This is a genomic window from Exiguobacterium artemiae 255-15, assembly GCF_000019905.1.
Classification (GTDB): Bacteria; Bacillota; Bacilli; order Exiguobacteriales; family Exiguobacteriaceae; genus Exiguobacterium_A; species Exiguobacterium_A artemiae.
Genome location: NC_010556.1, coordinates 1,229,324 through 1,253,365, shown reverse-complemented (window position 1 = coordinate 1,253,365; position 24,042 = coordinate 1,229,324). Strand labels below are relative to the sequence as shown.

Below are 24,042 nucleotides of genomic sequence, written 5' to 3'. Positions count from 1 at the left end.
ATTCCCATCACCTGATCTTTAGGAGGACGACGTTATGCAATCCGTTAAAGATATTACCGTTAAACAGCTTGGTCAGGACTTGCACCTTTCCTGGCAGACAAATGACTCGGTCCAACTGACTCGCGATGGTACGACACTTGTAACCGGAGCAGTTCAACAGTATGTTGATTCGAATCTCGTCCCCCTCGCTCCCGTCCAGTATGAACTAGAGACTGGAGAAGAATTCCTGACCATTGATACAGCACTTGTTCTGGATGAAGGACAGTTGTTTTGGAATCAAAAATCCACCACCATCATTCGCTCTGACCAAGAACTCTTAATCAGATGGGGAGCAATCCCGGATGTAGAATCATACAGTGTCTTTCGAGACGGGAAGCGGCTTGGGGAGACGGCAGAACATGAATGGTATGAAGCATCACCTCAAGACGTCTCTGCCCGCTATGAAATCCGTGCCCTACGTCCAGCCTCTCAAGAAAACACGCCGCTTTCTTCTGTCATGGAAGGCGCACTTAAACTGTTGAACACGCTAAAACGCGAACCTGACCGTGAACGGGAGTTTGAATCTTTCATTTTTTATGTTCGGCTTCATCCATTTGGACGTGACATTGATTCTGTAGCTGAAGAAACTACACGGGCACGCCTGCGAATCCTGACGTTCATTGCTCCACCGATTTTAAAAAATCCGAATCTGCTGTCTCCTCATATTTACTTTGAAGGAGACGACCGTACCTATGATCCTCATGCATCGGAATACCGGACGTTAACAGAAATCGCCATGACATCTTTAACGGACAATGCTCACGTCCTCCTTGATAAACAGGCCAATCCAACACGTTCTTTGACCTCGACCGGACGTCTCCGAAGTGAGGATGTTGCTTCGACACAACAGGTTTATTTAGAGAATATCGCAAAAAAACAGCATTCGCTACAATTCACGGTGTATCATTCTGTCGGAAATCCGCTGGTCATTGCCCCCGACATCAACTACACAGTCCATACAGCATTTGAGCGGGAACGATGGCGTTTGAGCGGAACCCACCTTCGCTCTCCGCATCACGAGATTTACCTGCAAACGGAGTCAAATACCTTTATACCGGTTCACCAAACTCATGATTTAGGACTCAGTTTCTTGGCGGATCCTTTACCAAGTTGTCACTGGCTGTTCATGGAAGCTCGTTGAGATTCGACTCTAAAAAAACAGACGATTCCGGGAAGCTAATTCTCGAAAATCGTCTGGTTTTTTTATTGACAATCGAACCCGGCCTTACTCGTGGAACCGTGCCCGGGTTTCTTTTGAAGGCAACAGGCATTGTTGTTTCTGCCCGAACCATTTGTGACGGTGTTTTGCAATGAAATCATATGCAAGATCTCTTGCCGCACGCGGTAAAACACGGAAGATGGATGCGAGCGGCCACGCCCCATTCAAATGCTTCGTAATCTGAAGAGCTGCATCTGATTTAACGTAAGGTATTCCCTCTTCAATGACGACCACACTGTTCAGGTCGGAAGGCAAACGATGTTTTTGAATAAGTTCCTGTCCTTTGATGCCTTGAAGCGAGGCAAACTGATAGTAGCCATGATCACGCTTCAAGATGAACTGTACACTGGTATCACATAAATTACACTCTCCATCAAATAAGATGATTGGTTTCATATTCCTGTGCCCCCTCTGACAATTGGTTCGATTCCTTATTCTTCTATCCTACATCAGATGAATCGAACACACTTGCATTTTCACTTCTTATTTTTCTAAGTATTCATCCATATAACTTTTATACATGTTTTCCGCCTGTTTAATTGGATTTCATCCAGCGGGAATCCACCATGCGAAGCAAGTTCATTAAATTGCCTTCTGTCCTGATGACGGCTTGGCAAGCGACAGCTTCATTTTGAAGCAATTTTATCCGTACCGGTGTCTCGTTGATAAAACAGAGCGCAAACAGCAGTTCCGAATGTATTTTTGTATATGCCGCGACTGCCAGTAATTCTTCATTTAAACGTTCTCTTACTTCTTCACTCGTATGCATGTGCAAAAGGTGAATCGTTTCATGAAGAAGAGATGATTTAAGACAATCCGAAATATCCAAATACCGGACTTCAAGATGTATATCCTGTCCATGTCCCCATCGCGTCGTCAGAAAATACGGTGGACTGACTAATTCCTGAATAAATCGAATGATACGATCAATACTTATCTCAGACATAAAGAAACCTCTCTTCTCACTTCGATACGACAAACGCACCGAAAACCTTCATTTTTAGGACGTGGTTGACACTTAAACATGTGTAAAATAAGTATGTTTTAATCGTGGTCATTTCACATCACTTAACTTTTTTATTTTAACATAACGAGACTTTCCAAGCCGAATCGCAAGCAACGAAACACGGTTTTCCTTTTTCCTCTCACCCGTAGGAAAAAGGAAAACCGTACTTTCCTGTTGCATCATACTTTTACTTTCGTCAAGTCTTCCAGTGTGTAGGCTTGTAAGGCGTTCGCAAACAAAAGGAATGCTTCATCAAAGGCCTGACGTGTGTTCTTAAGCGTCTCTTTTTCATTGGTTGGCAATACTTCTTTTAGATAGGAAACTTCTTCAAACAGAGCTACGACTTGCCCCAATGTAATTTCATTTGGTGCCTTGGCCAGTTTAAACCCGCCGTTGCGCCCTTGATAAGACGTGATTAAACCAAACTTGCTTAACGCATGGACAATCTTCATCAAATGATTTTTTGAGATGGCATAATGATCCGCCACTTCCTGGATTTGAACAAGCCGGTTCGGATTCAACGTCGCATACAACAGGACGCGAATCGCATAATCCGTCGAACGTGTCATTTTCATTCTTTTCACCTTCTTGAGTTCTTGCCGTTCTAAGCAGACAAATACGAGTGTGTCGATCGTAATAATTTCCGTGCAGTTGCACATATTATTTATCAAATATAGAATATTTTCTTAGATTTGACAATCCAATTAACTGCGTCATATTTTTTCTTTTCAAGGCTGTCATCATGGACAGACCTGTTTTTTAGCAATCAATCGTACCAAAAAGGACATTCCGTCTGACGGAAATGTCCTTTTTAATCGTTATTAATCCCGTGCTGCCAAACGATACAGCAGATCAAGCAACTCGATGTAGAGCCAGATGATCGTGACGATTAATCCGAAAGCGGCCACCCACTCCATCGATTTCGGCGCACGGGCCTGGACTTGTTGCGAGATAAAATCAAAGTCCATCACGAGCGACAGGGAAGCGACGATCACGATGACGAACTGAATCCCGATCGCAAGCGGCGAACTGCCGGTCATGAATGGCAGATCGACACCAAACAACGCGAGCAACAAGTTGACCGCGTACAAGACGAGAATCGACAGTATCGCTGCCGTAACTGCTGAGCGGAAACGTTGTGTTACTTTAATCATGCCCGTCGAATAGACGAACCACATCGCAAACGACACGACAAATGTCGCGAGGACTGCCTTCCCAACAAGTCCCGGGTACATGCTTTCGAACATCAGTGAAATCGCACCGACGGCGACCCCTTCAACGATTGCATAAACCGGTGAGAGTACCGGTGCCGTTCGTGGTTTAAACGTGATGATCAGCGCAAGAATCAATCCGAGGACGACTCCACCGATCAAGGCCGGCACTAAAAATTGCGGATTAGCGGCTAAAAAGAACCAGGTTCCCCCCGCTGCTGCCGTGACGAGTGCAAGTAAGAGGAAAATCTTACTCATCGTCCCTGCCTTCGTCATCGGCCGTTCGCCGGCACGCGCCGTCTCGAAACCACGGCGTAAGGCTGGATTCACTTTAAAACGTGTTGCCATCTTGCGTTCACTCCTTCTGTTTTTCTATTCACTATTACGGTTGTTTCCCGGAAAAGTTTCAGCTTAACCAGCTATTTAACGCATTTAGTTGCAGCATCACGACCGGAATCGAAGCTTTGGCTGAGACCAGATGCGACGTTGCCTGTCCGACCTTCCCTGTCGTGACAAACGGTTCGTCGAGCATCCCTTCACCGATCGGTCCAAACGGATCACTGTCGATGATGCGGTGCTGATAACGAATGAAGACTTCTTCATCTCCTTGTTTCATTTTACATCCCGATTCTTCGAGCGGGCGGTCAATCCCGTATTCGGCATAATGCCAAACAGTTGTCGAATCCCACGGCGACCCGATATGCAGAATCTGCCCGTCCGCTTCGATGAACTTCTCAAGCGGGGAGCCGGGACCGAATCCGTTATCAATCGTATGACCCGCAACGAAGGCTTCCGCGTCTTTTCCCCAGGCTGTGACCGACCACATCGGGTGGGCACTGCGTTTGACGTCCGGGAACGTCCGGAACAGTTCCGGCACCTTGCCGATACTCCGGGTTGGTGTCTTCGCCGGATCGTACGCCGGCATTTCCTGACGGATCGTTTCCCACCAGTCTTCCGGCACGGCAGGACGACTCCAGTTTTTCGGATCCGAATTATCCGTACTCTGTGCCGCCATCATGATCAGACCGTCCGGCGTGATGACTTCCTGCAACGCTTCGATCAGCGCTTGTGCCCCGCCGGGAATCCAGCCGATCTGTTTCATCGCGCTGTGGACGAACACTTTCATACCGGGCGTCACACCAAGTTGCTTCAAATCGGCGATCAGCATAGATTTCGTGACCATTTGTCTTGTTTCCATTTCGCACCCCTCACTCGACGACAAGGCGAATCGTCGATCCTGTTTTACCTTGCGTCACTTCAATTTTCGCATCGACCCGTGATTTCAGTTCCTGGACGTGACTGATGATTCCGACCATCCGACCGCTCGCCTGAATCGATAACAACGTTTCGATTGCCTGCTCTAGCGATTCCGGATCGAGTGTTCCGAATCCTTCATCGATGAACATCGTTTCAAGCGACACACCGCCGCTCGCTTCCTGCACGACTTCCGACAGGCCGAGTGCCAGGGCAAGTGACGCCTTAAAGCTCTCCCCGCCGGACAGCGTCTTGACGTGACGTGTTTGCGACGTATAGGCATCAAAGACATTTAAATCGAGACCGTATTTTTTCAAGCCTTTTCCGGCTTCCGTCTTCCGTTCGAGCAGGAACCGCCCGGATGTCATCCCGTGCAGATGCCGGTTCGCCGCTTGCAGGATTTCATCGAAATAGGCGGTTTGAACATATGTCTCAAACGTCATCCGCTGGGCGTTTTCGCCAACCCCGACCCGTGCCAGTTCGCCGATGATGCCGTACCGTGCATCTTCTGCCTCGATTTGTTGCTGGAGACCCGACCAGGCATCAACCAGTTGTTTGATGTGTAACCGTTCTTTCTCCACACCGATCCGGCCATCCGTCGCTGTCACCAGTTCCGCTTCTGCCTGTCTGACGACCGGACGAAGGGCGGCAAGATCCGGACGGTCCTGTTGCAGAATCAGTTGTCGGATCCGCTCAAGACCCGATTCGACATCCTGCCGTTTCCGTCGGTCGGCTTCGAGGCGTTCCGCCAACTGTTCCATCGCTTGCCGCGACATCCGCGCCTGCTCGAATTGTTCGACCGTCTCAAACCGTTCTTCCTGTAGACTGCGTGCTAAAGCCGCTTCCGCTTCCGTGCGCTTCGCCATATGAATCGTCAATTCTTCTTCGACGTGTTGCAGACGTCCGCGTCGTGCGGCGATGTCTTGATCGAGCCGTTGTTTTTGATTCTGACTTGCTGTCCGTGCCGCTTCAAACTCCGCCAATCGTTTTGTCAGTGTCTGCTGTTCGGTTTCCAGATCGCGACGGGACGGTGCGTCCGGATTTCGGTTCAGTATCCCTTCGAGGCGTGCGAGTTCCAGCTGCAGTTTCGACTGCCGGTCCGTCTCTTCTTCGATTTTCCGGTCTGCCTGTTCCAATGCCGTTTCGATGGTCCGGAGCTGTTGTTCCAGCTGCTGTTTCCGTTCCTGTTGCTGTTGCAGGCGGCTCTCTTGATTTTTCAAGTCGTTGATTTCTGTTCGAATCGCGGTCACATCGTTTGGAACCGGCTGTCCGTCCGCAAGTGTCGCCAGTTCGTGTTCGAGTTGCCGTTTCCGTTCCGAGACTGTCCGGTACGTCGCCTGTAACTCCTGATGCGCCGATTGTGCGGTTAAGTAGGCCTGGTGCAACGCTTCGACATCAAGCGGTTCCGTCTTGACAGCGAGTTGCGGATGCGTCGCACTTCCACAGACCGGACAGGCTTCCCCGTCATCCAGATGTCCCGCCAGCTCTGCTGCCAGTTGACGGCGTTCATGTTGCCGTCCGGCCGTGTATGTCCGTTCTGCCTGTTCTTTTTCCGCTTTGACGCGTGTTCCATGCTCGATCAGCCGCAGTCGCTCGGCTTCATTCCGTTGCCATTCCTGCTGTTTTTGTTCGATCGATTGCAGAACGAACCGGCGTTCCTGCAAGGACAGACGGGTACTCGAATCATCGGACAGCCTCGCGATTTCCGCCTGCAACCGGGTCCGATCACTTCGTTGCCGGGTCCGCTGTTCGCGTAACGCGTCCGGATTCAACTGCGCGACGGCACGTTGCAGATCCTGTTGTTGCCGAATCAATTGTTCCTGGTCCTGCAGTCGTTTCAGCTCGTCCGCAATCTGCTCGAGACGCCGTGACGCTTCACGCATCTCCGGCTCCTGCACCGTCAATCGTTCGACGGTCCGGTTGACCTGGTCAAGTTGCTGTTGTAAGTGTTCCAGTTCCGATTCGACCGTTTGTTTCGTCCCGGTTAATTGCCGGACCGTTTGTTCCTCCGACTGAAACGTTTCGTACACCCCTTGAATCGCCGCCGCTCGTGATGCCGCGTCGTACTGCTCTTTCTGACGCATCGTTTCCGGCAACGTTAAAGCAAGCTGTTGCTCGAGGTGCAGTAATTGATCGTACTCGGTGAATGTCTGCTCGAGTTGTTCCGCCTGACGCAACCGTTCCGTCAATTGTTCGAGCGTTTGACGTCCCGCCTGCTCCACCGTTTTCGCCTGCTCAATTTTTTCATCGAGTGTCGCAAGCAATGTATCGGTCTGGTGACGAATCGTCGTTTCCGTCGCTTCCGACCAGTTGAGGTCGAGCGGTAATTCTTCGAGTTTCGCAAGCTGTTTCGTTTTCGTTTCTTTGATGGTCGCTGCAAGATCAAGTGCTTTCCGGTGAAGACGCTGTTGAAACTCGCCGTAATGTTCCGTCTTGAACAATTGTTTAAGAATCTGCAGTTTGTCCTTCGACTCCGCCATCAACAGTTCGCGGAACTTATTTTGCGGGAGCAGCAGGATTTGCGAAAACTGTTTGTGGTCGAGTTGCAACAGTTCCTGCACTTGCTGACGGATTTCCGGAATTTTTAGCGCAAGCGGCTTCCAGCTCGTCCCGTCATGCCGGGCGAGTTCCGCCTCATGTCCGTAATCCGTTTTATTGACCGGATGCGGCTGACCCGGTTGCCGGATAATCCGGTAGCGTTCGCCTTTCAATTGAAATTCCAGTTCGACTTCCGTCTTCTGTTCCGGTTTCGCGAAATGACTGCGCAAATCGCTCATTTCCCGTTCCCCGCCTGACGTCTCGCCGTACAAGGCAAACGTCAATGCATCAAAAATCGTCGTTTTTCCGGCGCCGGTATTCCCGGAGATGACGAACATCGTCCGTCCGCCGAGTGCCCGGAAATCAATCGTCTGTTCGTCGGCAAACGGTCCGAACGCACGTAAGGTTAATCGTTCTGGACGCATGCAGCTTCCTCCTCTAAGACGGTCTGCATCGCATCCGTCGGTTGTTTTTCCCGGACTGCTTCATAAAACTCCCGAAACAGATCCGTCAGCGTCGCCGCCTGCACCTGATCGCGTGATGCCTGGACCGCCCGGGTACTTTCGCGGGTGAAGCCGGTCCGCTCAAGATGGAGGATGTTCGGGTAGAGTTTTTTCAGTTTCCCCATCGGATCAATCAAGGCTTCGGCATCCGTCAGGTTGATTTTAATGTAATCGTCCGTCGCTTGTGTTGCGACAAATGCCGGAGCCGTTAGTTCGGCAAGACTGCCGGTCAGTTCACGCAAATCTCGTTTCGCCGTCAACGGTTCGAAGCGGCGGTCAAATGTTCCACCATCATTCAGCGTCAGGATATCGACGCCCTTGACATGACTGGCTTCCGAAAACGAATATTTCAACAACGAACCGCTGTACCGGATCGTCTCCGACTTGATGGCAAGTGGATTATGCAAATGTCCGAGCGCCGTATAGGTGAACGGAGCAAAGGAGCTGGCGCTGACCTGTCCCGCGGTCCCGACCGACAACTGCCGTTCGGAATCGGTCTCCAGCCCACCGATGACAAACGCATGCCCGACGAGGACGCTTGGTCCTTCGAGCTCCATCTTACTAATGATTTTCCGCATCGCATCATCATGCGTCCGGATTGTTTCATCCTGATGGATATAGCGGACGGTCGCCGGATCCGCAAACGGGACCGGATAAAAACGGACGCCTTTAATTTCTACCGGTTCGATTGTGTCCGTTAATTTACCGGCTAAGTGCAGTCCCGCCCGTTGCAGTAACGTCGTGCCGAAGCTCAACCGTTCCGCCGAGTCATGATTGCCGCTGATCGCGACGACCGGAATCTTCCGTTCGAGCACGATGTCGGCTAAGACCGTATCCAGCAGTTCAACCGCTTCCGTCGGCGGGACGGCACGGTCATATAAATCACCGGCAATAATCACCGCGTCCGGCTGTTCCCGGTCCAGCAATCGTAAAAATTCCTGAAGGACAGCGCGTTGATTATCGAGCATCGATTCCCCGTGAACGATTTTTCCTAAATGCCAGTCGGCTGTATGAATCCATTTCATTTTTCATCACGCTCACTTTTTCTCTATAATATCCTTATTTTAGCATGAGTCGAATGGTTCTGACGATGCTGTAGGTGATTCTAAAACGAGTAAAACCCAATGATTGACCAGGGATTTCATCCGGTCGATCATTGGGTCGCTGTAGACGTTATGTGTGAAAGGTTAATCCCTGCTCCGCGAGCAACTGTCTCAGTTTCGGTATCGAGGACGGTCCGATTCCGTGCCACTGCAACAGTTCGTCTTCCCGGTAGGTTTCTAACATCTGGAGTGTCGTGACTCCATGTTCGCTTAAGGCACGTTGCGCCGGTTTCGCAAGGACTAGAAATAAATCAGTCTCAGCTCGTTTTTGCATTCATGATGACCTCCCGACAGAATAGACAAAACCCGCCTTCCGATTCAGCCGGATGGCGGGTTTTCGGATGACTGATCAGTCATCTTCAGTGGGTGTGACGCTTTTGCCGAAATCGTTTGACCGACGTGAAGATGGATACAGATCCTCCGATGATTGCTCCGACGACAATCCCAGTCGTAAATTTTCCAGCGGGATTTTTGACGGAACCTGGTTCAGTAGCTGTTATATGCTCTTCCTGTTTCTGCTCGAATAACTGTTGGAGAGGGGAGGATGTAGGCTCGACTTCGACAATCCGGTCAACTTCCTGTTGACGGTCTTCCCGGCGTTCGACGCTGCAAGGTGACAGATAAAACGGATTCAGATTCGTCCGATACCGGTCTGGATTCCAATTCGCCTGCTGAACGGCTTCAGCTGCGTGGTCTGTCCGCTTCGTCTGATCCAATGACTGGATTGATTGATCGAATTCTTGTTTCATCGTAATCACTCCTCTTCACATTCAATCTTAACTAAAAAGCTCCGACTTACGTCTGAAGTCTTATTTACCTCTTTTTTAAACATCTAAAACATGTATCGAAAAAAATGTTTTACTTTTTTGTGAATATTCCGGTGAAATAGTTCTCATATACTTGTTTGGCCTGCTGAAGATTTGCTTCGCCATGGAGAAGAATTCGCCCGTCGGCAAAAGCCGTAATCCGGTAATCGTCCGCCTTGAACATCAGCAGATATGGATTCTGGAGACAGCTGATCCCGTGTGTAGTCAGCTCCTGTTCAAGCCGGACTAAATCCCGCGGTCCTTCGCCGCGGATTTGAACCGTATCCCGGCCGCACAAAGTCACGAATTGAACGATCGGTGCATTCAGATACGGATAGACCGGATCGTCTCCGCAAGACGGGCACGCGGATTGTCTGAGAGAACCGACGTTGATTTGACTCTGATGATTGTCCCAGACGTCGAACGACAGCAACGTCTGCCGTAAGGCGTTGTCCGCTCCCGTCAAATACTTCAAGGCTTCCGTCACTTGATGCGCCGCGACAAGCTGGACGACGGGACTGATGACGCCCGACGTCTCGCATGTCTCCTGCTGTTTCGGCAGATGTTCAAGCAGACAATGCAGACAAGGTGTCTGTCCGGGGCGAATCGTATAAGTCATGCCGTAACTGCCGACGCAGGCACCAAAAATCCAGGGAATACCGCTTTTTGCCGCCACATCATTGATCAGCATCCGGACACTGAAGTTGTCTGTCGCATCAATCATTAAATCACTGCCGCGGACCAAACGTTCAATATTTTCCGGCGTGACATCTTCGACGATTGCCGTGACGGAAACCACCGAATTGACTTTGCCGAGCCGGCGTTTGGCCGCAACCGCCTTCGGCAAATGATCCTGCACGTCCTGTTCCGTATAGAGTTGTTGCCGTTGCAGGTTGCTCCACTCGACATGATCCCGGTCAATCAACGTGACGTGTCCGACCCCTCCCCGGACAAGCTGTTCGGCATTCGCAGTCCCGAGTGCACCGGCACCGATGATGACGACGTGACGATCCGCCATTTGATCCTGCCCCTTTTGTCCGATCGGACGAAATCGGACTTGCCGGCTGTACCGATCCGTCACGGTCGGCTGATCCCGGTCATCGGACTGCTTGCCGTCGCATACCGTTTTTTCTCGATCCGTCCCGCTTCAAAACCGAGGCGCCCCGCTTCGACCGCCAGTTTCATCGCCTGTGCCATCTTAACGGGATCTCCGGAGTGGGCGACGGCTGAATTCAACAGGACAGCATCCGCTCCGAGTTCCATTGCGTAAGCCACGTCTGCCGGTGAACCGATGCCGGCGTCGACGATGACCGGGACCGTCAGTTGTTCGATGATAAAACTGAGCGCAAGCGGATTCAGAATCCCCTGACCGGAACCGATCGGTGATGCGGCCGGCATGATCGCATGACAACCGAGTTCTTCGAGCCGGCGCGCCAGCAATAAATCGTCGGAAGTATACGGTAAGACGATGAAACCGTCCTTGATCAGTTCCTCTGACGCCCGCAACGTTTCAACCGGGTCCGGCAATAACGTCTTGTCGCACCCGATCACTTCAACTTTGACCATATCGCACATCCCGGATGCGCGGGCAAGTCGGGCAAGGCGAACGGCTTCCTCCGCCGTCTTTGCACCCGCCGTGTTCGGCAACAAATCGTAGCGGTTTAAATCAAGTGCCGCGAGCGGGTTGGTCTGTCCTTTGGCAAAGACGTCGAGCCGTCGGACTGAAAACGTCAGAATGTTCGTCCCGGATGCTTCGACCGCCTGTTGTTGCGTCGTTGCATCCGGATATTTTCCCGTTCCGAGTAACAAGCGTGAAGCAAATGTTTTTCCACCGATTTCTAACATGATTCATCCTCCTCCTACAAAATGAACGATTTCAACGACATCACCGGGTTGGACGGTGGTGTCCGGATAACGGGACCGATCGATGATCTGCCGGTTCTGCTCGATGATGACGATTTTTCCGTCAATCGCCAGATGTTGCAATAAGTCGTGTAACGTCGTCGTTTCTTCGATCAATGCGTAGTCTTTTCCATTTAAACGAATGTTCACTTCGTTTTCTCCCCCTGTCGCTGGTGACTAAAAGCACCCAACATCACTTTCGGTTTTTGCCCCATGATACAATCTGCCAGCACAGTCGCCGTCGCCGGTGCCAGTAAGATGCCATGCCGGTGATGACCGGTTGCGACGAATAATCCTTCTATGCCGTCCACCGGTCCAAGATACGGCAGACCGTCACCGGTTTGCGGTCGGACGCCGGCCCACGCTTCGACAAACACAGCTTCCGCAAGCGGCGGATAGAGCCTGATGGCTTGATTCACTAACAAACGAATACTGTCGAGACTGACGGTCGTCGATTCATCCCCGGACCGTTCCGTCGCTCCGATGATGATTCGTCCGTCTGCTTTCGGAACGAGGTATACCTGTTCATTAAACAGCGTCCGGTCGAGGCATCCGGTCATGAGGCGCACGGACAGGCATTCCCCCTTGACCGGACATGTATCGATTGTGATGCCGATCGAACGTAACACGGCTTCCGATCCACGACCACTGGCGACAATGATTTGTCTGCCTGTCCGCAGACCCCGGTTCGTCTCGGCGCCGATGATCCGCTGTTTGTCCCGAACGAGCTGCGAAACAGATGTGTCTTCTTCAATGACTCCGCCCCGTCGTTCGATCGCGCTCCGTAAAGCCTGCGTCACTAATCGGGAATCGATTTGTCCAACTTGTTCGAACGTCAAGAATTGATTTCCTCGATGCAGGCAAAACGGCTGTTCCAGATAACCGCTCCCGAGACCGGTCTCGTCCAACAATTGCCGGACCAGCTCCGGATACAACGTCCGGCTCAGCGCCGCCAGTTCGTGTAACGGTTCCGGCAGTTCTTCGTCTGTCGCAAGCATCCCTGCCGCTGCCCGTGTCGCCCCTTGTCCGGCTGTCGACTGGTCAAGTAAACGGACAGTTTGTCCGCGTTTAAGCAACTCATAGCCGAGCGTCAAACCGATCATGCCGGTCCCGATGATTAAGACATCCGGTCGTGTCATCGTTGCATCACCTCCCGGAACCGGTCAGCTGCTTTAAGCGAATTCGCTTGCCCGAGAATCCCCGACAAGACGGCAACGCCCGAACAACCGGTCGCAATGACCTCCTGAACGTTGCCCGGTTTGATGCCGCCGATCGCAATGACCGGAATCGAGACCTGCTCGACAATCTGTTTTAAGGCATGCAGTCCCCGCGGCGGTACACCGGGTTTTGATCCGGTTTCAAAAATGTGACCGTACATCACGTAATCCGCACCGGCTTGTTCTGCTGCTGCCGCTTCCGTCAGCGAATGGACCGATTGACCGATCCGCAGTTCCGGAAAACGGCTCCGGACACGATCGACCGGAATACTGCGTGTCGTCAGTTGAATCCCGATGCCGGTGACGAGAGCGACGTCAAGACGGTCATGGACGATTAATCTTTCCGCCGGCACCCCGCATTTCATTAAAAACTCAATACAGGTCACCAATTCCCGTGCGGACCAAAGCGGTTCCCGCAGATGAATCCGGTCGACACGCATCGCGAGTTCCGGTAATGTATGTTCCAGCGTTTCCCAGCCCTGTTGACCGGTTGTCAACAGATGTAACTGCGTCATCATTTCCCCCTTTCCACACGAAAAAGGACCACCCCATGAACTGATGGAGTGGTCCTACAAAAAAGGGCGACAGTCGTCGCATCCTTTATGAATGATCGGAATCCACTTCCCTCCGCTAGTACGAACTAGATCAGGTTCAAAGGGTCCGGATACTTCCGTCTCAGTCTGCTGCGAGACTCCCCTAGTGTAGATATTGATTTGTGTGGTACGCCTGTAGTTTACCACGGGTAGTCCGATTTGTTCTACCCTTGATTAATGTCGCATGTCCGCTTCGACCGCTTTGACCTGCTCGATCAAGCGTTGGTATTCGTCGACACGTTTCGTTTGCGACAAGTCATACGTTTGTTTTAAGCGTAAAACCCGGATGACCTTCTGATCGAGATCGGCTCTCGACAATTTATCTTGTTTGATCCGTGCCATGATTTCCTTGTGGACGGACGTATACGCACCCGGAGCCGAGAACATCGCCATGTCGGCACCGTTTTCAAGCGCAAGACTTGCGGCCTGGGCAAGACCGTACTGTTCCGTAATCGCTCCCATGACGAGATCATCCGTGATGATGACTCCGTCAAACTTCAGTTCATCCCGCAAGACGCCGGTCATGACCGGTTTTGACAATGAAGACGGACGGTTTTTGTCGAGGGCCGGGAACAGGATGTGCGCGACCATGACCATCTCGGTCCCCTCTTCAATCGCCCGCTTGAACGGGACCAGTTCCGTCTGTTCGAGTTCCGCTTTTGTCGCATCGACCCGCGGCAGACCGACATGGGAATCGACCGTCGTGTCACCGTGTCCCGGAAAATGTTTGACGACCGGAACGATGTCTTCTTTTTTCATTCCCTGCATCAACGGCACACCCAGCCGTGCGACCTGTTGCGGATCCGCACTGAGTGCCCGGTCGCCGATGATCGGATTCGCCGGATTACTGTTCACGTCAAGAACCGGGGCGAAGTCCATATTAAAGCCGTAAAAACGGGAAATCGAACCAAGTGTCTGTCCGACTTCCTTCATCAATGCCGGATCATTTTTTTGACCGAACGACAGACTCGGTGATAATTTGAGCTGTGCGTCCGGGACCCGACTGACGCGTCCGCCCTCTTCGTCAAAGCCGAGAAACGCTTTTGCATCAGCCGGTTGGGCTTCAGCAATCGCTGCCGTAAAGGTTTTCAGTTGATCGGTCGACGTGATGTTGCCGCCGAGTAACAGCACACCACCGAGTGCATGATCCTGCAACAGCGTTCGGTCGGCTTGTGTCAAAGCTGTTCCCGTCACACCGATATACAGCAACTGATCGACTTTTTCCGCCGTCGACATGTTCGAGACGGTTTCTTTAAGTTGTTTCTCTGCCCGCTCAGCAGCAGAAGGTCGATCCGGCTGCGGCGGCTTTGTTTTCTTCGCCGGCTTCGGTTGCGGTTCGACCGGTTGTGCCGGCTCGTCAGCACAACCGGCGAGGAGGACACTTGCCAACAGAACAGGAACCATCCGTTTCAAATCGGTTCCTCGTTCCGGACGCCGTTGATCGAGTAATAGACTTCAATTTCTGCGTTCAGCGATTGTGAGACCGAGCAGTATTTGTCTTTTGATAAGGCAATCGCCCGGCGGACTTTATCGTCCGGTAAATCACCTTCGAGCCGGTAATGAATCGAGATCGTCGTGAAACGCCGGGGATGATCATCCGCCCGTTCTCCTTCAATATCCATCTCAAATGACGTCAGCGTCAAGCGCATCTTTTCTAAAATCGAGACAATGTCGATGCCGGTACAACCGGCGACGGCGTGAAGCAGGAGTTCTGTCGGCCGGGGTGCCTGATTGTCCCCGCCGTTTTCCGGCGCTGCATCCATCGCTAGGTGATGTCCGGATTCGGTCTCCCCGCTGAAGCCCATCTTTTGATTCCAAATGACTGTTGCTTGCATCAAGATCACGTCCTTTTCTAATTTAAGTGATGTTTCCTACTCTGTTAGTATACCCGAATGCATGATAAGTGAAATTGACTGTCTATTCACAATAATGCTTCTTTTTCCGGGTCAGGCAAATTCGGTTTCCGCCCTTGTTAAATCATGCTATTCTGATACACGATAGTTTTTTTGCGCACAGGCGCCAGAAGTGGGGAATTATTTATGTCATCATCATCATCGACTCGTTTGAGTCAAGCCGACTGGCTGTTAATCGCGACGTTATCCATGTTGACTTTTGTCCTTGGAACAAGCGAATTCGTCATCGTCGGTATTTTATCTGAAATTGCGGACGGTCTGAACATCACGATTGCGAAAGCCGGCACGCTCGTCTCCGCCTTTGCGATCGCCTTCGCCATCGGAACACCGATTACGATGTCCTTGACCGGACACCTTGAACGGCGGAAGTTAATGCTCAGTCTGATTTTCGTCTGGATCATCCTGAATATCTGCAGCGGGATCGCACCGAATTATGAACTGTTGCTGTTGTCACGAATCGTGACGGCTGTTCTGACAGGCGTCCTGATTTCGCTGGCAATGGTCGTCGCAAGCGACAGTGTGCCAATCGCGAAACGCGGCGTCGCTGTTTCCTTCATCTTTGGTGGATTTACGATGGCAAACGTCCTCGGTGTGCCGATCGGTACATTCATCGGACAACATGCCGGTTACGCCGCCACGTTTTGGCTGACAAGCAGTCTTGGTGTCATCGCCCTGCTTGCTGTCTTGAAAGTCGTTCCGGTCCAGCAATCGGAATCGTCCGGTTCAATCCGCGAACAGCTCAGTTTACTCGCCAATCCACGGATCATGATCGCCTTTTTCATTCCCTCATTCGGATTCGGTGCGACATACGTCGTCTATACGTATCTCGTGCCCGTGCTTGAGTTGGAACTGAAATTGCCGTCAGCCTGGATCAGTCCGATTTTACTCGCTTACGGTGTCGTCTCGATCTTCAGTAACATCTTGGCCGGTAAAATCGCCAGTCGGAATCCGATCGGCCGTCTCCGGTTCGTCTTCATCGTTCAGGCGATCGTCCTCGCTGCTCTCTACGTGACGACAGCGTCGGTATCGCTTGGCCTGATCAACATTGCCTTGATGTCCTTGATGTCGATTTTATTGACGACGTCGACGCAAATTTATCTGATCGACCTGGCAGAAAAGTTTAATCCGGAAGCGAAAGGGCTTGCTGCTTCGCTGATGCCGGTCGCAAGTAACGTCGGGATTGCCTTCGGTTCCGCACTCGGCGGGCTCGTCTATGCGAATGGTCCGATGATGAACATCGCCCTTGTCGGCGGTGCCGTCGCCTTACTCGCCGCCGCGTTGACAGCCGTCAGTCACCGGCTCGATCAACGTTCTTAAAAAACGCCTGTTTCCAGAGTGTCCTCTCGTGAGGCGCTTGGAACAGGCGTCTTTTTGTACCGGAGACTCAGACCGAACCTTACAAGACTGTTAGGTGAACGTATCTGATTTGTTGCTTTATTTTCCAATCGGCATGATACGGTAAAGATAGTTTTTCATCCCACTTATGTAAAAGGAGATTTTATTATGAAATCGTATTATGCCCTTCCATTAACTGCCCTCTTATTGACAGCGACGGTCAGTCCGATCGCGACATTTGCTGCAACACCGACTAAAGCCGAGACACCAAAACCATTATCGGAAAAAGCACTCGCGAAAAAGAAAGCCGCGATTGCAAAACTCGCGACATCATTGATTGGGACTCCGTATAAAGAAGGTGGCACGACAACAAAAGGATTTGATGCATCCGGCTTCACGCAATACGTGTATCAAAAAAGTGATCTGAAACTCGAACGGACGATTGCAAAACAAGCTGCGATGCCTCTTAAAACCGTCACACTCAAAAAAGCGATGCCGGGCGACTTGTTATTCGTTCAGGCGAAAAAGGCGAAAGCGCCGAACTTCGTCGGAATCTATACCGGTAAAAATAAATTCGTTGCCGTGACAACGAAAAAGGTCGAATCGCAGGACCTGACGTGGAGTTACTATGCGAAACAGGATATCATCATCAAATCGTATCAATAAGATTGAAAAACGCAATCCGGAACTCCTTGAGAGTTTCAGATTGCGTTTTTTGCTGTAATGTCAAAAGTATCATTATTATTTCAAGACCAGCCCGTTTAGGGATGTCTCTTCGCGCTTCAGTTTGTCTTTAATGTTTCCTTCATACAAAATGCGGTCGGATAATGGATCGATGACTCGAACATTGTAAATCCCATCATTCAACCGATTCGCCGTATAAATCAAACCATCCTTAAGCGTAGTATACTCACCCAATCCAAACTCATCCGTCACTAACGGGATATCCATTGAATGTTTTTCTACTTGCTTTGTTTTTATGTCATACAAAGTCCAGTTGAAATCGTTCATTTCACGTTCAAGTACAATCAGCTTCGAGCCATCTGCACTGAGTTCCGTTTGCCCGTTGCTGAATGATTTTAAGCCTTTTAAGCGCTTTGTTGTTTTTCCGTTGCTCATGTATAATTTTTCTTTACTTACATCTGTTCCATTAATATTTTCCATCACGTAATAGACAATCACTTCATTATGAATTCCTAAGAGCGAGATTTCATCTTGAGAAGAAACAGATAAATTAATTTTTTGAATGCTATCGCCTTTTAAATCGATTTTGTATAACTGCGTGCCGACTTCCGTTTGCAGATCGTAGATCGTGACATATAAACTGTCCCCGATTTTCTTATACGGCGTGATTTGAGTTTCCCCTAATTTCCGAGCTTCAGCAGGTGCCGGAAAGATTTTTTTAACGACGCGCTGCTTGCCTTCTTCCCAGTACTGAAGTTCCCACTTAGTATTGTCCGGCGCACCCATCGCATATGAAATGCCGTCCTGTTTCAGCATAGTGACGTAATCAGAACGGATGAAGCGCCGAAAGTCAGCCGGAGCCCGCTTTTCCTCAGACGGATTCTCAAACAGATCGCTGATAAAATTATTGGTCTTTTTTTGAACATGACCGTCTAATTCAACGTTATAATCCACATCTTTTAAACCGTTATCGTATAGTTCCGCTTGAATGGACCGGACTTCCGGTTGTTTCGGATTCCCTTTGATCGTCTCCACGGTAAAATCCGATTCCTCGATCGATTGAATAAAGACGGTATAAATGCCGAGCGTCAAAACACTGACGACTGCCAGAATAACTACAAATTTAAATTTTCGCATGACGTCCTCCTCAGACCGAAATTTTCCATTTTAACAAGCGCAGGCTTTTCCAAATCGTATAAATAAAATAGAGAACAAAAATCGCTATCATGATTGCTGATATTTCCTGTGATAAAAAGATATCGAGCGTTTCAATGATGTACATACCGCCCATCATGATCACGACAATAGCAATGACTTCAAGGACGATGAACAATAGTCCTTTTGTTTTCCGATACGACCGCTCCAGCAGTATGAGCATAAACAAAAAGCTGACGGTAAACAGGGCGAGCGTTACAATGACGAGTACATCTACAAGATTCATCGTATATAACTGTTTTAAAGTCCGCGACAATCCAAGAGTAGAAGTTGCACGGTAGTCATCCTTAATCATCCAGTTGAATATGACAAAACTGAGCTGAATGACTACCCACTGCAAACCAATGAAGCTAATGATGACAAGAGCCAGCGAGGTAAATTTAGCAAAAAAGATTTTTGCCCGGTTGCCCGGTAACAACAGTAAACGGTATATGTACTTGGACTCTCCAAGCCAGTCCCGGTACCAAATCTGGACGGCATACAGCAACACAAGAGCTACTCCGATCAAGATAATATAGCTGAAATACGAGCTAGCTTGTTCAAACGATAACTTTTCAATCGTGCGGATAGCATCGGATTCGCTTACTTTGGCGTAACTCATATACTCCTGCACCTGACGTTCATGATAGATGACCCGTCCGACGACGGTCAGGATTTCAATACCCGCCATCGCGAGGATGATAGATATAATCATTTTCCAGCTTCGTTTTAACTCTTCGTTCGTTAACATCAGGTACTGTTTCATCGCTGATAAACCTCCCGCATCCGGTCCTGGACCGATTTTCCGTATACTTCACGCATCTCTTCCGTATCGTGTTCATCGATGATCCGACCGTCCTGCAAAAAGACAACCCGGTCAATCAGGTGTTCGATTTCGATGATTTCATGTGTCGTCATCAGGATGCCGCGTCCTTCCATGTAATGACTCGAAAAGATCCAGGCAATCTGTTCTTTCGTAAATAAATCAATTCCGGCAAACGGTTCGTCGAGCAACAGGTACGGACGGTCCAGTGCAAAACCAAGCACCAAACTGAACTTCGCCTGATTCCCTTTTGACAGTTCCAAAATTTTGTCAGTCGTCAGTAACTTGAACAACCCCATCAGTTCTTCGGCGACTTTCGGATTCCAGTCCGGATAATAGTCGTTCATGTAAAGAAGCGCATCCCCGATCGTCATATAGCCGGGCATCGTCTGCAGGTCCGGAACGAAGGCAATTTTATCGCGTGAGACCTCGCCGTCGACGAGGACGGTTCCGGCATCGACCGGGACGAGTCCCATGATGGCTTTTAAGATCGTTGATTTTCCTTCGCCGTTTAAACCGATCAGACAGGTGATGCTGTCCGGACGCACCGAAAAGGAGACCCCTTCAAGAATCGGTTTTTTCCGACCGTATCGTTTTTTCAAGCCATGGACTTCAAGCATCGACCTTCCTCCGTTCCGTTGATTGATAGACGGTTTCGACTTTCGTGACGACTTCGCCAAGCGGAATCTGAATCGCTTGGACGGCCTCGATGAACTGGGCGACGGCTTCATCGAGCATCTCCGTCCGGACTTTTTTGACGATTTCCTGATCCATCGTGATCTTACTCGGGACGTTTCGTTCTGTCGTGATCAAATTTTGTTCCTCCATCTCTTTATAGGCTTTCTGCGCTGTATTTGGATTGATTCCCAGCTGCGCGGCGATTTCCCGGCGCGATGGGATTTCCTGTCCGCACTTCAGTTCTTCCGTTGCGATTTGTTCCTTGAACCAACGGACGACTTGAAGATACACCGGGCTTCTTTGGTCAAATTGCATCAGGTCCTTGACCTCCTTCTTCCGTTCATTGTATTAAAACAGTAATACACTTTCTTTCTGTATCATACGGGTAATACAGTTGGCTGTCAATTACTTTCCAAAAAAAAAGATGCTGTCTCTAAAATAGAGACAACATCTTGAGTTCCATTACTTTTGATATTCCAAAATCGTCTGTTGAACCGGAATCCCCGACATTGGTACCGTCCGCTCGACGAACAGATACCGTTTTCCATTAACCAAAAAGCGACGGTTCCCTAAATATTCGACCAGTTTTCCATCCTGTTTTAATTTTTGTTCAATCGCTTTGACGTGATCTTCGAGTGCATAGAACCGATCGTCAAACGTCATCGTGATGTTTTTGTTGCGAAATCCGAGTAAATAACTGTAAAAAAACCAAAACCCTGCCCCTAGTGAGAGAAATGCTAACAGAAATTCCATGTGTTCTTCCCCCTTTTTTGTATAATTTTTTATACGGATGATTTTATGTAAGGGTTCCCATTAAAATGCATATTTTTACTTTTCTGACAAAAAAAACTGATTCCGGACTATCTCCGGAATCAGTTGCATCGGTTTAGTAAGGGTTCGGATCTTCTTGCGGTGTATCCGGAATTTCCGTTGGTTCCGGGAACGTGTCCGGCTCCGGTTGACGGATTGGATCTTCCTGCGGTGTCTCCGGCACTTCGGACGGTGGTGTTGTCGGAATCTCGTCCGGTTGTTGATCCGGTTCGTGTTCCGGCACTTCATTCGGATTTTTCTTCATGATGAGTTCCTCCTTATGATGTAATGTAATCGCCGCCGTTGATATGAATCGTTTGACCGGTGACGTAACTGGAGTCGCGTGACGCCAGGTAGACATACGCCGGTGCGTTTTCCGACGGTTGGCCGCGTCGTTTCATCGGTGTGTCTTCCCCGTGTGCTTCCACCTTTTCTTTTGTGAACGTTGCCGGGATGAGCGGCGTCCAAATCGGACCGGGTGCAACGGCATTGACGCGAATCCCTTTTTCAATCAAGTTTGACGCCAGCGAACGCGTCAACGTCGTGATTGCCCCTTTGGTTGCCGAGTAATCGATCAGTGATGGTGCCCCGCGATACGCCGTGACGGACGATGTATTGATGATCGAATCTTCCTTGTTCAAATGCGGTAACGCAGCCTGCGTCAGATAGAACATTGAAAAGAGATTCGTTTCGAACGTCTCTTTTAACTGATCCGGTGTGATCGCCAAGAAATCGTCTTGCGGAAACTGTTTTCCGGCATTGTTGACCAGGATATTCAATTGACCAAACTCTTGAATGACCTGATCAATGATCGGTTGGGCGTTCTCCGGTTGACTGACATCTTTCGCAAGCGCCAGTGCCTTGACACCATACCCTTCAATCAATTGTTTCGTTTTTTCTGCATCCCGTCCCTCATTTAAGTACACGATGGCGACGTTAGCGCCCTCTTTGGCATAGGCGATCGCGACGGCACGCCCAATACCGCTGTCTCCCCCTGTCACCAACGCCACTTTGCCTTTCAACTTACCTGATCCGACGTATTCCGGGTCGTCGTACACCGGTTCAGGATGCATTTCCGCTTCGATTCCCGGTTGCTGATCCTGTGTTTGTCCCCGTGCTTGTTGATGCATCTGCTCCAATTCTTCTTCACGCATATGACCCAACCCCTTTTCACTATTTAATGACTACCTTCATTAACATTCCCTTGCCATATATCAATAAACGTCTAACGAAAAAAAAACGATAAAAATTATCGTTTTTTTAGTTCGTTTCTTCTATATGAAAAGAAGAAAAGTAACATAGTCATTCTTCATTTGAAAATAATGGCGACCATTCACCACACTGAATCATTTTCATCAATTTTTCAGGATACAGCTTCACTGTCTCTAATTGTTCGATTGGAACATATCGATAAATCAATTCTTCGCCTTCCACTCCAAAAAATTCTTCGGTCGTGACCGCCATATCACCCAAAATAGTTACTTCATAATAAAAGCCGACTTCATGAAAAGACACGTCTTCATATGTAAAAAAGTTTTCATGAACGGATAAAAAGCGTGTGACCTCGGCCTTTAATCCGAGTTCTTCTTTGATTTCCCGGACGATTGCCGCCTCCCCGTTCTCCATCAATTGAATCCTTCCGCCCGGCAATGCCCAAAACTCATCCCGGACATTCCGGTGAATCAACAGATGTCCGTCTTTGATAATGACTGCCGCTGCCCGGTGGTTAAAGCGTTGTTGCCCTACTGTAAACTTGATATCCATCTTCATCTTCTCCTCCAATTCGCTATCGACCCATACTTTATCACATTTTCACATATTCCGGATTATGTCATAAAACTCATACCCTGTAATAAAATTTTCCCTGGTATGACGGTATTTCAGAATTATTCCTATCAATATATTACAATACATATTAATTACCTATATTTAAGCAATCAAACTGAAATATTATTTTCAAAACACTCGATGCTATACTCGGTTTATCAAATTCACTACTTCGACGCAGTATTCATATACAGCCTACAACTTATAGACAGATGCAATCTGTCACAACTCATCGACCGTCAATTGTTTTCACATCAGGAGGAACTACTACATGAAACGTATTTTAACAACCGTCACGATGAGCGCACTCGTCGTTTCAGGATTCGCTAGCACGGGTACAGGTAAGGTCGAGGCTGCAAGCTCTTCTTCTTACAAAGTCAAAGTCATGGCCGATGGATTACGTGTCCGGACCGGTCCTTCCACAAAGTATAAAATCGTCGGCGGAGTCAATGCCGGGAAGACCTTCAAATACTATGGTAAAAAAGGCAAGTGGACAAAAATTTCGTATGGCGGTAAAAAACGGTACGTCTATTCCAGTTATGTAAAACGATACAGCATCGGGAAAAAGGCAACAGCCAAAAAAGCTTCCCATTCAACAGGTTTCCTCCGTCCGACAAGCGGACGCATCTCACAAGGATACGGAAAAGCGAGCGGCCGCTACGGATATACGTTCCATAACGGCATCGATATCGCAGCAGCCGCAGGGAAAACGGTCCGTGCGACTGCTTCCGGCAGAGTCATTAAATCAGGCTATCAAGGCGCCTACGGCAACTATGTCATGATGAAACATAAAGTGAACGGTTCAACCTACACAAGTGTTTATGCTCATCTCAGCAAACGTTCCGTCTACACCGGTCAATCAGTCGCAAAAGGCTCAAAAATCGGAAATGTCGGCAGCACCGGAAACTCAACCGGTTCACACCTTCACTTCGAACTGCACCGCGGCGGTTACATTTACAGCGGAACTTCAGCCGTCAACACGATCAATCCGCTCAGCGTCTTATAATCATTTCGGACAGCCGTTTTCGGTTGTCCGTTTTTTTAAACCTTTTTGAAAATAACTCCTCTGAAATAAATTCATTCTAATTATTGGAAAATTCATCATAACATACTGATTGTTCTGATTTCCTGACACTTTTTAAAAATCGTTGTCTAATCAATAAAAATCTAGGTTTTACAGAAAAATCAATAAGAATTAAAATTCCTAAATTAAGGTAAAATAGATTTTATGCTCTCTATAATATAAAATATCGAAACATTATAGAAATAATATTGTAATATTTAAACATTTTTACTAATGGTACACTCATCTAAGAAATCATAGAACAACCTTACATATTGCTCCACCCACATACGGATTCAGTCCGACAGATTCAAAGGAGGATTT

Annotated in this window: 28 protein-coding genes and 1 riboswitch; of the genes, 4 read left to right on the top strand and 24 right to left on the bottom strand. The window is 49.2% G+C overall.

The features are described 5' to 3' along the window. Positions 1 to 34: 34 nt before the first annotated feature. On the top strand, positions 35 to 1,180 hold the full coding sequence (locus EXIG_RS06370; protein ID WP_012370112.1) for a DUF3238 domain-containing protein: 1,146 nt from the start codon (positions 35 to 37) through the stop codon (positions 1,178 to 1,180). Between the two features lie 84 nt (positions 1,181 to 1,264). Here the strand turns inward: EXIG_RS06370 and EXIG_RS06365 are convergent, their stop codons facing one another. From EXIG_RS06365 to EXIG_RS06290, 16 genes are all read right to left on the bottom strand, one after another. Continuing rightward, positions 1,265 to 1,654 carry a thiol-disulfide oxidoreductase DCC family protein gene (locus tag EXIG_RS06365; RefSeq protein ID WP_012370111.1) on the bottom strand — a complete coding sequence of 130 codons (390 nt, stop codon included), beginning with the start codon at positions 1,652 to 1,654 and terminating at the stop codon, positions 1,265 to 1,267. Between the two features lie 139 nt (positions 1,655 to 1,793). Continuing rightward, complete coding sequence (locus EXIG_RS06360) at positions 1,794 to 2,204, bottom strand: hypothetical protein (RefSeq protein ID WP_012370110.1); 411 nt, start codon at positions 2,202 to 2,204, stop codon at positions 1,794 to 1,796. A gap of 239 nt (positions 2,205 to 2,443) precedes the next feature. Then, complete coding sequence (locus tag EXIG_RS06355; RefSeq protein ID WP_012370109.1) at positions 2,444 to 2,839, bottom strand: RrF2 family transcriptional regulator; 396 nt, start codon at positions 2,837 to 2,839, stop codon at positions 2,444 to 2,446. A 246-nt stretch (positions 2,840 to 3,085) separates the two neighbouring features. After that, positions 3,086 to 3,823 carry a Bax inhibitor-1/YccA family protein gene (locus tag EXIG_RS06350; RefSeq protein ID WP_012370108.1) on the bottom strand — a complete coding sequence of 246 codons (738 nt, stop codon included), beginning with the start codon at positions 3,821 to 3,823 and terminating at the stop codon, positions 3,086 to 3,088. Between the two features lie 58 nt (positions 3,824 to 3,881). After that, on the bottom strand, positions 3,882 to 4,673 hold the full coding sequence (locus EXIG_RS06345) for an AAC(3) family N-acetyltransferase (protein WP_012370107.1): 792 nt from the start codon (positions 4,671 to 4,673) through the stop codon (positions 3,882 to 3,884). Positions 4,674 to 4,683: 10 nt separating this feature from the next. Beyond that, positions 4,684 to 7,692, bottom strand: coding sequence for an SbcC/MukB-like Walker B domain-containing protein (locus EXIG_RS06340; protein WP_012370106.1), 3,009 nt, complete (start codon positions 7,690 to 7,692; stop codon positions 4,684 to 4,686). Then, positions 7,674 to 8,795: an exonuclease SbcCD subunit D gene (locus EXIG_RS06335; protein WP_012370105.1), complete on the bottom strand. Its 1,122-nt coding sequence runs from the start codon at positions 8,793 to 8,795 to the stop codon at positions 7,674 to 7,676. Before EXIG_RS06335 ends, EXIG_RS06340 begins: the two co-directional genes overlap by 19 nt. 148 nt (positions 8,796 to 8,943) lie before the next feature. Then, the gene (locus tag EXIG_RS06330; protein ID WP_012370104.1) at positions 8,944 to 9,147 is read right to left on the bottom strand and encodes a helix-hairpin-helix domain-containing protein; all 204 of its coding nucleotides are present in this window, start codon (positions 9,145 to 9,147) and stop codon (positions 8,944 to 8,946) included. Positions 9,148 to 9,232: 85 nt separating this feature from the next. After that, the gene (locus EXIG_RS06325) at positions 9,233 to 9,622 is read right to left on the bottom strand and encodes a hypothetical protein (RefSeq protein ID WP_012370103.1); all 390 of its coding nucleotides are present in this window, start codon (positions 9,620 to 9,622) and stop codon (positions 9,233 to 9,235) included. Between the two features lie 109 nt (positions 9,623 to 9,731). Continuing rightward, positions 9,732 to 10,760: a thiazole biosynthesis adenylyltransferase ThiF gene (locus tag EXIG_RS06320; RefSeq protein ID WP_012370102.1), complete on the bottom strand. Its 1,029-nt coding sequence runs from the start codon at positions 10,758 to 10,760 to the stop codon at positions 9,732 to 9,734. Beyond that, the gene (locus EXIG_RS06315) at positions 10,757 to 11,524 is read right to left on the bottom strand and encodes a thiazole synthase (RefSeq protein ID WP_012370101.1); all 768 of its coding nucleotides are present in this window, start codon (positions 11,522 to 11,524) and stop codon (positions 10,757 to 10,759) included. The genes EXIG_RS06320 and EXIG_RS06315 overlap by 4 nt, the downstream gene beginning before the upstream one ends. 3 nt (positions 11,525 to 11,527) lie before the next feature. Beyond that, positions 11,528 to 11,731 carry a sulfur carrier protein ThiS gene (thiS, locus tag EXIG_RS06310; protein WP_012370100.1) on the bottom strand — a complete coding sequence of 68 codons (204 nt, stop codon included), beginning with the start codon at positions 11,729 to 11,731 and terminating at the stop codon, positions 11,528 to 11,530. Next, positions 11,728 to 12,720 (bottom strand): NAD(P)/FAD-dependent oxidoreductase, encoded by a 993-nt coding sequence (locus EXIG_RS06305; RefSeq protein ID WP_012370099.1) that lies wholly within the window; start codon positions 12,718 to 12,720, stop codon positions 11,728 to 11,730. Before EXIG_RS06305 ends, thiS begins: the two co-directional genes overlap by 4 nt. After that, entirely contained in the window at positions 12,717 to 13,316 is a 600-nt protein-coding gene (tenI, locus tag EXIG_RS06300; protein ID WP_234944587.1) for a thiazole tautomerase TenI, read from the bottom strand. Before tenI ends, EXIG_RS06305 begins: the two co-directional genes overlap by 4 nt. 87 nt (positions 13,317 to 13,403) lie before the next feature. Continuing rightward, positions 13,404 to 13,506, bottom strand: a riboswitch (TPP riboswitch). Between the two features lie 59 nt (positions 13,507 to 13,565). Beyond that, positions 13,566 to 14,795: a beta-N-acetylhexosaminidase gene (gene nagZ / locus EXIG_RS06295; RefSeq protein ID WP_234944609.1), complete on the bottom strand. Its 1,230-nt coding sequence runs from the start codon at positions 14,793 to 14,795 to the stop codon at positions 13,566 to 13,568. A 5-nt stretch (positions 14,796 to 14,800) separates the two neighbouring features. Beyond that, positions 14,801 to 15,226: an OsmC family protein gene (locus tag EXIG_RS06290; protein ID WP_012370096.1), complete on the bottom strand. Its 426-nt coding sequence runs from the start codon at positions 15,224 to 15,226 to the stop codon at positions 14,801 to 14,803. A gap of 204 nt (positions 15,227 to 15,430) precedes the next feature. Between EXIG_RS06290 and EXIG_RS06285 the strand changes: the two genes are divergently transcribed. Continuing rightward, positions 15,431 to 16,621: an MFS transporter gene (locus EXIG_RS06285; protein WP_012370095.1), complete on the top strand. Its 1,191-nt coding sequence runs from the start codon at positions 15,431 to 15,433 to the stop codon at positions 16,619 to 16,621. A 186-nt stretch (positions 16,622 to 16,807) separates the two neighbouring features. Further along, complete coding sequence (locus tag EXIG_RS06280; protein WP_012370094.1) at positions 16,808 to 17,305, top strand: C40 family peptidase; 498 nt, start codon at positions 16,808 to 16,810, stop codon at positions 17,303 to 17,305. Between the two features lie 75 nt (positions 17,306 to 17,380). On the opposite strand, the gene EXIG_RS06275 is transcribed toward EXIG_RS06280, so the two are convergent. From EXIG_RS06275 to EXIG_RS06240, 8 genes are all read right to left on the bottom strand, one after another. Beyond that, the gene (locus EXIG_RS06275; RefSeq protein ID WP_012370093.1) at positions 17,381 to 18,460 is read right to left on the bottom strand and encodes a hypothetical protein; all 1,080 of its coding nucleotides are present in this window, start codon (positions 18,458 to 18,460) and stop codon (positions 17,381 to 17,383) included. A gap of 10 nt (positions 18,461 to 18,470) precedes the next feature. Next, complete coding sequence (locus EXIG_RS06270) at positions 18,471 to 19,283, bottom strand: hypothetical protein (protein WP_012370092.1); 813 nt, start codon at positions 19,281 to 19,283, stop codon at positions 18,471 to 18,473. Further along, positions 19,280 to 19,960, bottom strand: a complete 681-nt coding sequence (locus EXIG_RS06265) for an ATP-binding cassette domain-containing protein (RefSeq protein ID WP_012370091.1) — start codon at positions 19,958 to 19,960, stop codon at positions 19,280 to 19,282. Before EXIG_RS06265 ends, EXIG_RS06270 begins: the two co-directional genes overlap by 4 nt. Then, positions 19,953 to 20,333 (bottom strand): GntR family transcriptional regulator, encoded by a 381-nt coding sequence (locus EXIG_RS06260; protein WP_012370090.1) that lies wholly within the window; start codon positions 20,331 to 20,333, stop codon positions 19,953 to 19,955. Before EXIG_RS06260 ends, EXIG_RS06265 begins: the two co-directional genes overlap by 8 nt. A gap of 147 nt (positions 20,334 to 20,480) precedes the next feature. Continuing rightward, entirely contained in the window at positions 20,481 to 20,771 is a 291-nt protein-coding gene (locus tag EXIG_RS06255) for a hypothetical protein (protein WP_012370089.1), read from the bottom strand. Positions 20,772 to 20,904: 133 nt separating this feature from the next. Then, positions 20,905 to 21,093: a hypothetical protein gene (locus tag EXIG_RS06250; RefSeq protein WP_012370088.1), complete on the bottom strand. Its 189-nt coding sequence runs from the start codon at positions 21,091 to 21,093 to the stop codon at positions 20,905 to 20,907. A gap of 13 nt (positions 21,094 to 21,106) precedes the next feature. Further along, positions 21,107 to 21,982: an SDR family oxidoreductase gene (locus EXIG_RS06245; RefSeq protein ID WP_012370087.1), complete on the bottom strand. Its 876-nt coding sequence runs from the start codon at positions 21,980 to 21,982 to the stop codon at positions 21,107 to 21,109. 148 nt (positions 21,983 to 22,130) lie between these two features. Further along, entirely contained in the window at positions 22,131 to 22,592 is a 462-nt protein-coding gene (locus EXIG_RS06240) for an NUDIX hydrolase (protein ID WP_041261554.1), read from the bottom strand. 334 nt (positions 22,593 to 22,926) lie between these two features. On the opposite strand from EXIG_RS06240, the gene EXIG_RS06235 reads away from it, so the two are divergent. Then, the gene (locus tag EXIG_RS06235; RefSeq protein WP_012370085.1) at positions 22,927 to 23,661 is read left to right on the top strand and encodes a peptidoglycan DD-metalloendopeptidase family protein; all 735 of its coding nucleotides are present in this window, start codon (positions 22,927 to 22,929) and stop codon (positions 23,659 to 23,661) included. Positions 23,662 to 24,042: the final 381 nt, after the last annotated feature.